Source organism: Occallatibacter sp., assembly GCF_049802275.1.
GTDB lineage: Bacteria > Acidobacteriota > Terriglobia > Terriglobales > Acidobacteriaceae > Telmatobacter.
This window is the reverse complement of the sequence record NZ_JBARMD010000666.1, coordinates 24,945-38,938: the sequence shown is the minus strand read 5'-3', so window position 1 is coordinate 38,938 and position 13,994 is coordinate 24,945. Positions and strand designations below refer to the sequence as shown.

8 protein-coding genes are annotated in these 13,994 nt (G+C 53.8%); all 8 read left to right on the top strand.

Annotated features, from left to right (window positions below; translation table 11 throughout):
* Position 1: 1 nt before the first annotated feature.
* The 8 genes from WA354_RS22475 (at position 2) to WA354_RS22440 (ending at position 13,993) form a co-directional block, all read left to right on the top strand.
* Positions 2 to 1,435: a nucleoside/nucleotide kinase family protein gene (locus WA354_RS22475; RefSeq protein WP_472815258.1), complete on the top strand. Its 1,434-nt coding sequence runs from the start codon at positions 2 to 4 to the stop codon at positions 1,433 to 1,435.
* On the top strand, positions 1,429 to 2,574 hold the full coding sequence (locus tag WA354_RS22470; RefSeq protein ID WP_472815257.1) for a phosphotransferase family protein: 1,146 nt from the start codon (positions 1,429 to 1,431) through the stop codon (positions 2,572 to 2,574). The genes WA354_RS22475 and WA354_RS22470 overlap by 7 nt, the downstream gene beginning before the upstream one ends.
* A 1,347-nt stretch (positions 2,575 to 3,921) precedes the next feature.
* A complete protein-coding gene (locus WA354_RS22465; protein ID WP_472815256.1) occupies positions 3,922 to 5,835 on the top strand; it encodes a right-handed parallel beta-helix repeat-containing protein in 1,914 nt (637 codons plus the stop codon).
* 245 nt (positions 5,836 to 6,080) lie between these two features.
* Positions 6,081 to 7,340: a glycosyltransferase family 4 protein gene (locus tag WA354_RS22460; RefSeq protein ID WP_472815255.1), complete on the top strand. Its 1,260-nt coding sequence runs from the start codon at positions 6,081 to 6,083 to the stop codon at positions 7,338 to 7,340.
* A 237-nt stretch (positions 7,341 to 7,577) separates the two neighbouring features.
* Positions 7,578 to 7,979, top strand: a complete 402-nt coding sequence (locus tag WA354_RS22455) for a hypothetical protein (RefSeq protein ID WP_472815254.1) — start codon at positions 7,578 to 7,580, stop codon at positions 7,977 to 7,979.
* A gap of 128 nt (positions 7,980 to 8,107) precedes the next feature.
* Positions 8,108 to 9,358, top strand: coding sequence for an efflux RND transporter periplasmic adaptor subunit (locus WA354_RS22450; protein ID WP_472815253.1), 1,251 nt, complete (start codon positions 8,108 to 8,110; stop codon positions 9,356 to 9,358).
* A complete protein-coding gene (locus tag WA354_RS22445; protein ID WP_472815252.1) occupies positions 9,359 to 12,547 on the top strand; it encodes an efflux RND transporter permease subunit in 3,189 nt (1,062 codons plus the stop codon).
* 6 nt (positions 12,548 to 12,553) lie between these two features.
* Positions 12,554 to 13,993 carry a TolC family protein gene (locus tag WA354_RS22440; RefSeq protein ID WP_472815251.1) on the top strand — a complete coding sequence of 480 codons (1,440 nt, stop codon included), beginning with the start codon at positions 12,554 to 12,556 and terminating at the stop codon, positions 13,991 to 13,993.
* Position 13,994 lies beyond the last annotated feature (1 nt).

The window sequence follows — 13,994 nt, the reverse complement described above, 5'->3', positions numbered from 1 at the left end:
AGTGAGTTTGCAAGACCAGATCGCAATCGATTCCGCAAGCAAACTTTGTGATACGGCACAAGTCAAGGCGAATCTTGCGCGTACTCTGCTTGCGGCCCTGACCAATGACTGCAAGGCTTACTGTGTGCTTTCAGGCTACGATCATCTGCCCGACTCGTTCGATACGGACATCGACTTCATGGTGGATAGCGGAGATTTTGATCGGATGCCCCAGATCATCGAAGGAGTGGCGAAGAAATCCAACTCGAAGCTATTTCACACGGTTGGACATGAACTGAGCGCGAGGTCATATTCACTTGGGTTTCAGGCGGGCGAGCGGCTGATCATTGTTCAGCCCGATGCGACGGCGGACTATCGCCATTTTGGTTTGCTGTGGCTGCGTGCGGACGAAGTATTGGCGGGGCGGCGGCAGCATGCGAATGGTCTATGGATACCAGCGCCACCGCATGAATTCGCATACTACCTGATCAAGCGCCTGAACAAGCGCACTTTCGATGCGCAACACGGCCTGAAGCTTCATCGCCTCTACCTTAAGGATCCAGCCGGCTGCGACAAGATGATTGCGCGGTTCTGGAAAGGAAGCAGCCGGACTTTACTGATCCGGATGGCATCCACCAACGATTGGGTGAGGATGGAGTGGGGCCTGGAGTTTATCCGATCGGAGCTGATGCGAAATTCGGAAGAGTCGTTGGTGACTAGGATGGCCTCAAGCCCCCGCCATGCAATTCATCATCTGCGGCGAATGATGATGCCCACAGGTGGCTGGATCGCGATCATGGGACCGGATGGCGCGGGGAAATCAGTGGTGATTGATGCGATCCAGCAACAGTTCAGATTCGCGTACGACAAGGTCAAATGTTTTCACCTGCGGCCGAAGAGTTTGCGGCGGGGGGCGGCGACGCAGCAGGTCGTGACAAATCCGCACGGCAAACCTCCACGCAGCCCTTTGCTCTCAGTGCTCAAGATCCTGTTTATGATGGCGGATTATTGGCTTGGGTATGCGTTGCAGATTGCGCCGGCAATGCGGCGTTCACAGCTGATTGTTTTCGATCGTTATATCTACGATCTTCTGGTCGACAGCAAGCGGGTTCGATATGGCGGACCTCAATGGCTGCTTCGATTGGCCGCGTGTCTCGTTCCTCATCCGGATATGGTGATTCTTCTCGATGCCCCGCCGGATGTACTGTGGGCCAGAAAACGGGAAGTTCCCTTTGACGAGGTCATGAGACAGCGGGACGAGTATTGCAAACTCGCGCGCAGCCTTCCTTTCGCCACCATCGTGAATGCCGCACAACCGCTTTCTGATGTTATTCGCGACGTGGACTGCGCCATTGTAGAACACTTCGAGCGACGTACGAGGGAACGGCTTAGATCGAAGGTCGGGGCAGTTCAGACCGATCATGCGCGCGTTGAAGCTCCGCGGCCGCAATGCTGATGACTACTGAGCCGGCTTCTCAGCTAACGGCGGCGGAAGTCGTGGCACGCAGTTTTTGCGAAGATGAATCCGTCGGCGCACGCCAGCGGGAAGACTGTAGCACGCATGTCATCTCGCAAGGAGCAGAGCCCCGCTGGATCATCATGGGGAGCCCAGGCAGTAGCTTGCCCGTATTGCGTAGCTGGGCGCCATGGAAGACGGTGTCGCGTTTGAGGTGGAAGGCAGTGCGTATCGCCGCCGCTGTGAATGCGCTTCCGATGATGCCAGGCGTGCGGAACGGCGTTGTTCGCGTCGATACATGCTATTGGCGATCGAATCTGCAATGTTTTCCGAAGGAATGGAACGCGGTGATCCACGTGGGCAACCCGTCGCACACACGGAAAGCAATCCTCTTTCTGATTGAGAGCGGAAAGCAGGTGGTATGCGCGGCGAAGATTCCACTCGCGGCAGACGCCAGTCAGGCCATCTTCAACGAGGCGGAGATGCTCAGGGTTTTGCGGCGGCTTGATTACCTGCCGAGGGTTCTATACGAGGATCGCAGTCGAGGAATTGTGGCGCAGTCCTGGCTGCATGGTAACCCGGTTTCGCGCGGATTCACAGAGGCGCATATCGAACTCCTCAATTCATTAGCCTGCGGCGATGGCGTTTCGCGTGTTTGTGATTATCGTACGGAATTGGCTTTGGGGTTCGAATCATCAGATCTTCCCTTCGATAGGTCGGTGCTGGCGAGAGGCATGGACCTGCTCGATTGCGATCTGCCACTTCGGCGTTTCGTCGAGCACCGGGATTTTGCGCCGTGGAATTTGAAATGGATTCGCAAAGGGGTCTTGGGGCTCCTCGATTGGGAGTGGGCCATTGCGGATGGTCTTCCATGGCAGGATGCTTGCCGCTTCTTCTATCTCGATGATGTGCATTTTGGAGGAGCTGGCCGAGTCTGGGAGTCGATCAATTCAAACCACCTTCTTGCGAGCTATCGTAGTCGGTTTGATATTCCGCCTGCAGTTCTTCCCGCTCTCACTATGCGGTACCTGCTGGGAGAGTTATTGATGGAGTGGCGGGGCGGAAATGCGTGGCTGGCCTCGTATGCGTTCAAGCAGATTCGGTTTCTTCTTGACGCGGTCTCTCCAATTCAAGCTTGAATTGGCAATCGCTGTTCTCAGACGGTCGGCTGCAATTGTCTCCCGACCTGGGCAAATTGACTCACTCTTAACATTCGCCAAACCATCAAGTTAGTCGTGTTCGTGTTGGCTCGCGCCCATGCGGAAGTAATCTTCGACAGGCGGGAGCAATTGCCGTATCCTACGCTCAGGTTCCTTAAGTTGTGAACAGACACTGAAACGCGGTTTGGCGTGCAGACACTTGGACGGCAATTATGAGCGTGCGGCAATCCAGCACTACTCGAAAGAAATCAGCACGATTCCGGCAATTTTTTGTTGCAGGGATGCGACATGATTTGTATGATGCACGCAAGGCCTCACCACGGGTTCCCAAGCACGATCTGATCGCAACCGCAAGAGCGATCATACTGATTGCGTTCGCAGGAGGAGTAATTTGGTACCTCCTATGGACATTAGCCATCAGTTTTATGGGAAGACGATAACCCGAGAAGCCAGCAAGCCCGCACGACATGCAAGAGAAAGACGGAGATCGCATCAGCTCGTGTCATGAGCATCCGAGCGATGTGATCAATTCCGAACTGTATTGTTTATGGTGCCATTAGGCCTATTGTGTTCTTGTTGCCAAACCCTTGCGTTGAGCTAAGTATCGAGGCTGATTGAAAACGCCACCTGAACCCCTGCGACGGTGGTGCCCAAACAACATAGCCCCGAGCACTCTGCAAGGCACGTCTTGGTTAATTTTGAGCACCGAAGAGGCATTTGTTGCGCACTAAATCGACCCTTTTTGAACGCTCTTTCGCGACGCTGGGTTGCTCCGGCAATAATGGGCGTACCGGTTTATCAATCCGTTTCTTCCTGTCTATAAATAGATGCACTAAGTTGCCTCTTGCAGAGGCGCAAAAGCAAAATTATTTCTTCGTGCAAGTATCTTCCCCAGAGCTTCGCACAACAAGTTCGCGCTTTATACGGCCTCAATTGACACCTGCGGATTTCTGTCCGATTCGAGCAGGATATTCGCAGTTGCAGGTTTCAGCAGAGTCGCGGAGGAATCGCCTTGGCGACTCGTGTTCCGTGGCCGGATCGTTGAGCAGACCGGTAAACTCGCGCGGGCTTCGCATCAGCCTCACAAAGACTTCCCCACAACAAACTGATCCTCCGGCAAGGTAGCGCATTTTGATCTGGCCCCCGGGGGGGCTATTGCACCATTCGAATCTGGCTGCCTTGGCTTGAACCTGCTTTCCGGACGGAGATCAGGAAAGCACCGCGCGTTGCACGGGGCGAATGAAGATCCCGGACCTTCGCAGACGGGACATTACTAACGCTGCTTTAACCGTTGTTCCAGTTTTCTTACCCGCAGAGGCTCTAAAAATGCACTTTTCAAAGACTGTTTCCGTATCCATCCTCCTGGCTCTGGCTTTTGCTGGAAGCCGCGCGTATACCCAGGCAAGTGTTACCGAGAACCAGACGGCATATGTTTATGTGAACGGTTCGACCGGATCGAACTCGAATTCGGGTTCAAGTTCCTCGCCGCTGAAAACTATTCAAGCTGCAGTGAACAAGGCCAACACAAACAATCAAAAGAAAATCGGGACAAAGATCATCGTCGCGTCCGGAGTCTATCGGGAATCGGTAGTGGTCAACCCCGTTTACGCCGGGTCAACGGTACCACTGACGATCCAGGCATCAGCGACTGGCGGCGCCGTCATTGCGGGTTCCGATGTCTTGACTGGTTGGACATCAGTTTCAGGGCATCCCTATACCTACTACCATTCTTGGAACAACAACTTCGGATATTGTGCAGTGCCCTCCGGTTGGCCATCGAACTTTCCCAGCGTGGCTCGACGCACCGAGATGATCGTAGTAAACGGCGTCGCCTATACGCAGGTGATGTCAGAGTCGCAGTTGCGCGGAGGAACTTTTTTCGTAGATGAGGCGACTAACCAGATTCTGGTGACCGTACCCTCGTCGACAAGCATTTACAGTGCGACAGTCGAGGCTGCAGTTCGAGACTCAACCATCACGGTGAATTCTCGCTCGAATGTGGTGCTTCGCGGATTGGTGTTTCGCCATGGAAGGACCTGCATCAATCAGAGTGCGGCAAACATCAACGGAAGTTCAGAGGTGCTGCTCGATCGTGTGCAGGCAAACTGGAACGCTTGGGGCGGTCTGGCAGTCAATTCCAGTTCGCACATTACGGTGCAGAACTCGATTGCGAGTCACAATGGAGGCGTAGGATTCCAAGGCTACAAGGACCAGTACGCGCTCTTCAGCTACGACGAAAGCGACTTCAATAACTGGCGTGGCGCGCAAGGGGCGCTCTACAACTGGGGCATGGGCGGAACGAAGCTGATGCTGATGAGGGATACGACCGTTCAGGACCACTATGCGTATGGCAACCAGGCGCAGGGCCTCTGGTTCGACACCGACAATAAGAATATTACTGTCAACAATGCCACCGTGGCGGGAAGCATCATGTCGGCCTTGCAACTCGAGGCAAACGAAGGCCCGATCACCGTCGAGAACAGCCACTTCTGTACAAGCCTCGCTGGAACAACTGTTCTGAACAACGAGAAGCTGACGATGAAGTACAACACCTTCTATAACAATGGAGGCTTCGGACTGTACCCCGGCGAGATATTCATTGCTGGTAGAGCGGGAGGTCACGTCATTTATGACTGGCAGACCGGTCAGTATTACAACCTCTATACCAGTGGTACCGTATTGACAGGCAACAACTTTCAAAATGCCACTGCCGGTCAGGTCGTATTTGGAACATACTTGAGTGGGTCGGATTGGTCCACCTTCGCCAACTCACTTGTAGCGAGTGGCAACCACTGGTACGACCCGAACACCTCCTATTCCTTCAAGCTTCCCAGCAATCATATTGTGAACTTCTCTGCGTGGAAGAGTTCCGTGGGGACCGACTACAGCTCGAACTGGGCATCCGTCTCTTCCGCTAGCGCGTGTGCGATCCCAAGCCAGAGTTATAAGGACTTCGATGTGAATGTGGATCAGACGAGCTATTCGATGTCATCGGGTCACTTAACTGCCGCGGCAAAAGTTGATAACTATGGCTGGGGAACAGTAAGCCTATCTGTAAGCGGTCTGCCATCAAATGTTACCGCATCTCTGAGTCAGTACAGCGTGTACAACGGAACGCTCAAGCTGTATCTGTCAGCCACACAGTATGCGGCGAATCAGACGGTCCCGATCACGATTTGGGCTATTAGCGGCAGCCGAGTGCACTCGGTGACGTTTAACGTGCACATCGTGCCAGCCTGACTTCGAACCGTCACCGTTCTTAGATCGAAATGGCCAAGGACTCCCAGGCTGAGCGCTTGGGAGTCTTTCTTTCGGACAAGCGCAAAGCAGTCGAAGCTTTGCGGAACTGCGAGCACAAAGGCCTTTTCTTTCACCGTTTACAGCGGAATCCGCATCCAATTCTATACGTTGTCGAATACGCTCAATGACGCAACCTTCGGCTGTTCACCAGGTTTAGCCGGGCACGGTTTTCAGGACGCCAGGGTATGAAGGTTCTCTTGTCCGCTTATGCTTGCGAGCCAAATAAAGGCTCTGAGCCCGCCGTCGGATGGAACTGGGCATTGGCCCTGACGCGGCGCGGTTACGACGTTCACGTCATCACTCGCAGCAACAACCGAGTGCCGATCAAGCAGGCGCACATCCAGCCGGACTCGCGACTGACGTTCCACTACTGCGATCTTCCTCGATGGCTGCGATTCTGGAAGCACTGGCCTGGCGGTATCTATGTCTACTACCTGCTCTGGCAGATCGGGGCCTATCGAAAAGCCAAACGGCTCCATGCGACAGAGCGGTTCGATATTGTGCAACACATTACGTTTGTCTCGTATCGACAGCCCTCCTTCATGGGAGGACTTGGCGTTCCGTTTATCTTCGGGCCAGTGGGTGGCGGGGAAGCAATGCCAAGGCAATTTCGCAAGTCTCTCCCATTACCTGGCAAATTGGCGGAATCGCTGCGCGACACAGGCAATCGGCTGATTAAGTTCGATCCGTGGATGCGAAGCACATATGCGCGCGCGCAGGTCATCGCATGCACAACTGGCGAAACACTAGCTGCAATTCCTGGCCGATTTCGCAATAAGTGCATTGTGCAGCGCGCAATAGGAATAGATCGTCCGGACTGCTCCGCCGCCGCCCCAGAGGTACAGCGGACATCGAAGCCTGTGCAACCTCGATACCTATTCGTGGGGCGACTACTTTATTGGAAGGGATTGCACCTGGTACTCCGCGCTATGGAGCAGGTGAAAGCGGAGATTCCTGACATCAAGTTGCGTGTGATTGGAGAGGGGAAGGATCGGAGATGGCTTGAGCACGTTGCGTTGTGCGCGCATGTTGCGGATATCGTCGAATGGGTGGCAGGAAAACCTCACAACGAAATGGACATCGAATATCGAGACAGCATGGGCCTTATCTTTCCGAGCCTTCACGACTCGGGAGGCATGGTCGTTCTGGAGGCACTGGCCGCTCGTCTACCGGTGATTTGCCTGGATTTAGGCGGCCCCGGTTCGATTGTCGATTCATCGTGCGGCTTCTCATTGAAGGTCGGATCGAAATCAGAGCGCGAAATCATCGAGGAACTTGCGTTGAGCATCCTTCGATTGGCTAGGGAAAAGGATTTGCGGAACTGCCTGGCGCAGGGGGCCCGAAACAGGGCCCGTGAACTGACTTGGGATGAAGCCGTTGATGGTATTTACTCAGAGCAGTTGATGGCAGACAAGATTGCGGAAGCGTATCCTATAAACATCTGATACTAAATGCTTTGTGCGAACTATCCGGCGCGAGCGAGGCGCGAAAAGTATCCCAGTTGGTGTCTGGGCGGGAATCGGCGACGATACCGCTCCCGTTAGCGCGGCTTTGTTTTTGCGGCCAATTCATGAAAGGATAATTGTGATGGGCAAACCTCTGCAGGGTTTGTTCTGTCAAAATGGTGCACCAGCTGGGTGATTCCCCTGTGCTCAGTTACAACGCAAGCAGATTCAGGACTAGTGAGCGAAATCTCTAAATCGCACCACTCCTCAACCCGACTCTCCATGCTTTTGGTGATGCTGGGGGTGTGCGTTTTTTTTTGGGGGCTCGGCTATAAATTATCGTTGTACGACTTTCATAGAGCGAGCATTCATCGAATTCCAGAAGCAAAGCTCCTGTCCCGCAACGAAGATCCGGATGCGACCGATAGTGTTCGGCTTTGCCTTGCCAAGTCAGAATCGTCCCAGCAGACCTCCGCGTACACCTTCATGATTTTCTTTCTTTTGGCAGGCGGTATTGCCGGATTGAAAGCTGGATGGGACAGACAATATTTTGGGTTTCTCAAGCCATGGTGCTTGTGTTCTCAGGCTATTCTGAGCGCATTATTCGTTAAACCTCCTCCGGCCATCTCCGGGCTTTAATCCCATATTCAAAATCCAAATGTTAATTCCAGGCCTTATCTCCTGGAGTGGGTGATCTCTTCAGAGCGGTTGCGCGATTGATCGATCGCTGACGCCACATAGGACCTCAAGAAAAGGTGTAAATCTACATGCGAAAGCTGCCTTGTTTCATTTTTGCATTCACGATCATGCTGGCATCCGCGCTGACGTTTGCCGGATGCCACTCTGGGGCCAAAGGTTCCGATGCCAACGCGGCGGAGACGCCGTCAGCCACGGTGGTGGCAGTCGCGAGAGGCTCAATTGTGCACAAGTTGAATCTGGCTGGTCAGTTTCAGCCCTATCAGGTGATCGATGTTCACGCGAAAGTTTCCGGCTATATCCGCCACATCTACGTCGATATAGGCGATAAGGTGCACCAGGGCCAGGTGCTGGCGATCCTGGAAGTGCCGGAGTTGGACGCTCAACTCCGTGGAACTGGCGCGGAATTGGCTAGGAGCAAAGACGAGATCACGCGCGCCGAGCATGAGGTGTCGCGAACTGAATCGGAACATTCAGCACTTCACAATGACTACAAACGTCTAAAGCAGGCCTCAGCCTCACAGCCGGGATTGATCGCAGAACAGGAACTGGATGACGCGCAATCGAAGGACCTGGCGTCGGAAGCACGCGTAGATGCCGCTAAGTCCGCCCTGGCAGCGGCAAAGCAGCAATCAGAGGGGGCCAAGGCCGACAATGAGCGGGTTGGCGATCTTGCCGATTACACAAGGGTCACGGCCCCACTTGATGGCGTCATCATCTGGCGCTATGCAGATACGGGCGCGTTGATTCAGGCCGGCACCTCTTCCGATACCCAGTCTTTGCCAATCGTGAAGCTCTCGCAAAGCACTCTGCTTCGACTGCGTTTACCCGTGCCGGAAGACGCGGTCGAGTTTATTCATGAGGGAGCCACAGTTACGGTCAACGTGGATGCGATACACCGTTCGTTCGAGGGCAAGGTGGTGCGCTTTACGCGCAATTTGAATCTTGCTACCAGGACAATGGAAACGGAGATCGACGTCGATAACAAAGATCTTTCGCTCACGCCGGGAGAGTACGCCAACACAACCATCGAACTCGAACGCCACGACAATGTCTTGACGGTTCCGGTGCAGTCGGTGATTCGGAATGGCAGCCAGCAGTCGGTCCTGGTAGTGGATGCGTCGCATCACGTTCAGACACGCAACATCGTGACAGGGCTGCAAGGCTCGAACCTTATCGAGGTGAAATCAGGCCTTGCGGAGGGCGACCTCGTCATCACCGGCAATCAATCAAACTATCAGCCGGGCGAAAGCGTGATGACGAATCTCCAGCCTAGTACTGCCTTGGATATTGATGAAGAAAAGTCGGGGGGGACAAAGTAGATGCCAAAGTTTGCATTGAAATATCCCTTCTTCATCATCATGGTGTGCCTCGTAATTGTGGTCCTGGGCGTCGTGAGTATCGCCTCGATGCCGGTGGACCTGTTTCCGCAGATAGACATGCCGGTAGTGGTCGTTGCGACATTCTACTCAGGTATGCCTCCGGAACAGATCGAGGCCGATATTACTGACACGTTTGAGAGATTCTTCACACTTGGCAACAACATTGATCACATTGAATCGCGCTCTTTGACCGGAGTGAGTCTGATCAAGATTTATTTCCAGCCCGGTACAGATGCGAATGCGGCTCTCAGTAACATTTCAAATCTAGCCATGGCGGATCTGCGAAGGTTGCCGCCCGGCACTTTGCCTCCGGTCGTTCTGGGAATGGACGCATCGAGTCAACCTGTCTGTCTCGTGACTCTGAAAGGAAGGGGGCTAAACGAGACTGATCTGAAGGATCTGGCGCAATTTCAGGTGCGCAACCAGATTGCCAGCGTGCCCGGAGCATCTGTGCCGCAACCCTTTGGCGGACGCTATCGGCAGATCATGGTTTATGTCGATCCACTGAAGCTTGAGGCTCACAATCTGAGTCTCATGGACGTGGTCCGTTCGGTAAACGATTCGAATCTGATTCTACCGGCCGGCGATGTAAGGATCGGACCCAAAGACTACAACATCTATGCCAATAGCCAGGTGCCGACTCCTGAACAGATCAACGACCTTCCGCTCAAGTCCGTTGGAAATTCCTCGGTGCTCGTCGGCGATGTAGGGAAAGCGGAAGACTCGGGGACGCTCCAAACCAACATCGTTCGCATTGATGGTCAGAGGTCGGTATATGTTCCTGTGCTGAAGCAGGGAGGCAACAGCAACACCATCACCATCGTGAACGGCATGAAGGCCGCGATTAAGGACCTGGTGGATATACCATCCACTCTCAAGACAGCAGTTGTATTCGATCAATCGCAGTTTGTTAAATCAGCACTCAGAAATCTCGGCAATGAGGGCGGGATCGGCCTGGTGCTGACCGCTTTGATGATCCTCCTTTTCCTTGGAAGCATCCGCGCTACGTTCGCTGTTCTCCTGTCCATTCCTTTGTCAGCCCTGGCCGCCTTTATCTGCATTCGGATCGGCGGTGGATCTATCAACACAATGGTCCTTGCCGGTCTTGCGCTGGCTTTTTCGCGCCTGATCGATAACTCAGTAGTGGTGCTCGAGAATATCTTCCGACACTTGGAAATGGGGGAGTCACCCCAAGTGGCGGCAGAGGCGGGCGGAAGGGAAGTGCAGTTACCCGTGCTGGCCGCTACCTTCACCACTGCAATCGTCTTCTTTCCGGTTGCGCTGCTCTACGGAGTGAGCCGGTACTTGTTCACGGCTCTCGCTCTCGCAGTTGTCTTTTCGCTATTCGCTTCTTACATCGTGGCCATGACCGTCGTACCGCTATACTGCGCACGATTTATCAAGCCTTCAGAAGCGCATGCCTCGGAGGAAGAGGAAATCGATGCGGAAGGTCAGATTGAGTTTCGAAGAGAGGTGAAGCTTTCCTTTTTCGAGAAGATCGTTCGCACTTTCAATCACCGCTTTCAGCGCATGCTGGAGCTTTACGTGGTTGCAGTGAACCGATCGATTTTGCGTCCCGTCGCCAGCACAGTCGGAATTCTCGGCGCGGTGGTGCTGACTTTTGCTCTCTTTCCGCTCCTGGGGCGAGCCTACTTCCCGCGGACAGATCCTGGACAGTTTGTTATCAACATCAAATGTCCTAGCGGGACGCGACTCGAATTGAGCAATAAGTACGTCGCACAGGTGGAGAACGAAATTCGTCAGGTTATTCCCGATCACGACCTGGACATGATTGTATCCAACATTGGCATCACTCCCGATCTCTCTTCTATTTACACCAGTAACTCCTCAATGGATACAGCGTTTGTGCAGGTGAGTCTGAAGGAAGATCACAAACTGGGTAGTTACGAGTACATGAGGCGTGTTCGCAAAAAGCTCGCAAGAGATATGCCGACGCTATCAACCTACTTTCAAGCCGGCGGGTTAGTCGACTCGGTCATCAACCAGGGATTGCCCGCGCCAATCGACGTACAAGTCAGCGGAAATGACATGGATCAGTCTTATGAAATCGCCAACCGGATTGCAACTAAAATCAGGGGTTTAAAGAATGTAAGCGATGTTCTGATTCCACAGAACCTTCGCTATCCCGGTCTAGAGCTGAGCATTGATCGCGAACGTGCAAGCCTCATCGGCCTGTCGCCAAAAGAGGTTGTGGACAACGTGATTACCGCGCTCACGTCGAACGGAATGATCGCGCCCAGCTATTGGATCGATCCGAAGACCGGAAACAACTACATGCTTACGGTTCAATATTCCGATAACAAAATCGGCAACATGAGCATGGACGACTTCAAGCAAATCCCTTTGCATGCAGCGAACGAGGTGGATTACACGCCGTTGAGTTCCGTCGCAAATATCGCGGAGATTAATACACCGACCGAGGTGGACCATTACAAGATACGCCGAGTGATTGACGTCTATGTAATGCCCTCGACTGAAGCTCTTCAAAAAGTCAACCAAGAGGTGCAGGACGTAATTGATGGCACCAAGACGCCTGGAAATATCCGTATAACGGTGCGAGGTTCCGTCGTCAGCATGAACGAGTCGTTCAAGCGATTCGCAATTGGCTTGATCCTTTCAATCCTCCTTGTCTACCTGATCCTGATGGCGCAGTTCGCATCCTTCCTTGATCCATTCATCATTCTCATGGCGATTCCGCCGGGGTTGGCGGGTGTGCTGCTTATTCTCCTTCTAACCGGCAGCACCATGAACATCATGTCCCTTATGGGCGTAATCATGATGGCCGGAATCGTCGTGTCCAACAGCATTCTCATTGTGGAGTTTGCCGGTCATCTTCACGAAACAGGTCTTTCAATTGCGGAGGCAGTTGTCCAATCGTGCAGAATCCGATTACGCCCCATCTTGATGACATCGCTGGCGACGCTTCTCGGAATGATTCCCATGGCGCTTGGTCTGGAGGCCGGAAGCGAACAATATGCGCCATTGGCTCGAGCAATCATCGGTGGACTTGGCGTGTCCGTTGTCCTCACGGTCTTCCTTGTGCCCGCAGTGTACTTGATCGTTCACGGTCGCAAGGATAGACAGATTACGGCAGAGGGAGAGGCATAAGCAGACATGACGATTCGATTGAAGACGCCCATGCGTTGGGCAGCCCTTGTATTTCTGGCAATTCCTTTCACTGCTGATGTAATTTCCCAGACGGCTCGTCATCGCGCAGAGATTCCGGATGCGCCCCCGCCCCGATTGATTGCTGAGGCTGGAGCACAATCTACCTCTTTCGGCGGTGCGTCCGGTACTCAGGCCCCAGGTGCTCCCTCTTCGGGAGCGATGCAGCGACTCACGCGAAGCCAGGCCGAGCAGATGGCGCTCAAAAGCAATCCCCAGGTCACAGTGGCACGCCTACTTGCGCTGGCACAGCACCAGGTATATCGAGAAAACAGGGCCGCGGAATTACCGACTGGTACTGCAGCAATAACGGCAGTTGAAGCGGAAGATGCTAGTCGCATCTCCGCAGGCGCCCTCACGGCGTCGCGATTGTTTACGCACGCAGGCGCAGGCGGGGGATTTTCGCAACTGCTGACAGATTTCGGCAAGACTAGGAATCTGGTGGCGTCCGCGGCGCTTCAGGAAAAGGCGCAGACGGCGAATGCGGTGGCAACCCAATACGATATTGTGCTTGCAACCGACCAGGCGTTTTATAACGCCCTTCAAGCAGAAGAAACGCTCAAGGTAGCTCAGCAAAATGTCATGACCCGTCAGACTCTGCAATCGCAGGTGAACCAGATGACTGTGAACAAACTCAAGTCGACGTTGGATCTGAGTTTTGCCAATGTGAATCTGTCGCAGGCTAAGTTGCTGGCTCTCGATGCGCAGAACAACGCGGATTCAACGATGGCGGCTTTGGATGCCGTACTGGGGCTCGATCACCAGGTGACGTTCGAACTGGTTGATGACGGTGCGAACGCTGAACAACCGCCCACGGATATTGACCAATTGGTTCAGGCGAGTTTAAAGCAGAGACCTGATTTGCAAGCTTCGCAATTCAGCCAGCAGGCAGCTGTCAAGTTCAGTCATGCAGAGCGTGATCAGATGCTTCCGAGTATCACGGCTGCCGGGACGGTAGGCACCGTGCCAATTCGTCCGGCGCAGTACTACACCACAAACTGGTGGGGCGGAATCGGAGTGAATGTAAACATTCCCGTCTTTAACGGATTTCTCTACACTTCGCAGGCAAAAGAGGCATCGCTCCGCGCCCAGGCAGCCGCCGAGCAAACGAGAGATCTACGGGACAGGATCGTGCGCGACGTGCGGACTGCATGGCTGGCGGCGAATACTTCGTACCAGAGAGTCAGCGTCACTGTGGAACTGTTGCAGGAGGCGAATCTGGGACTCAAGTTAGCGCAGACACGCTACCAGATGGGGCTAAGTTCCATTGTCGAACTGAGCCAGGCCGAGTATCAGCAGACAGATGCAGCGATCGGCAATGCGAATGCGGAATATCAATATCGCATGGCGCTGGCGACGCTAAATTATCAGATTGGCTCAACACCGTAAA

Bases quoted from the DNA above. Each gene is read 5' to 3' on its own strand.
- WA354_RS22470 (WP_472815257.1), top strand. From the start codon at position 1,429: ATGCTGATGACTACTGAGCCGGCTTCTCAGCTAACGGCGGCGGAAGTC.
- WA354_RS22465 (WP_472815256.1), top strand. From the start codon at position 3,922: ATGCACTTTTCAAAGACTGTTTCCGTATCCATCCTCCTGGCTCTGGCT.
- WA354_RS22460 (WP_472815255.1), top strand. From the start codon at position 6,081: ATGAAGGTTCTCTTGTCCGCTTATGCTTGCGAGCCAAATAAAGGCTCT.
- WA354_RS22450 (WP_472815253.1), top strand. From the start codon at position 8,108: ATGCGAAAGCTGCCTTGTTTCATTTTTGCATTCACGATCATGCTGGCA.
- WA354_RS22445 (WP_472815252.1), top strand. From the start codon at position 9,359: ATGCCAAAGTTTGCATTGAAATATCCCTTCTTCATCATCATGGTGTGC.
- WA354_RS22440 (WP_472815251.1), top strand. From the start codon at position 12,554: ATGACGATTCGATTGAAGACGCCCATGCGTTGGGCAGCCCTTGTATTT.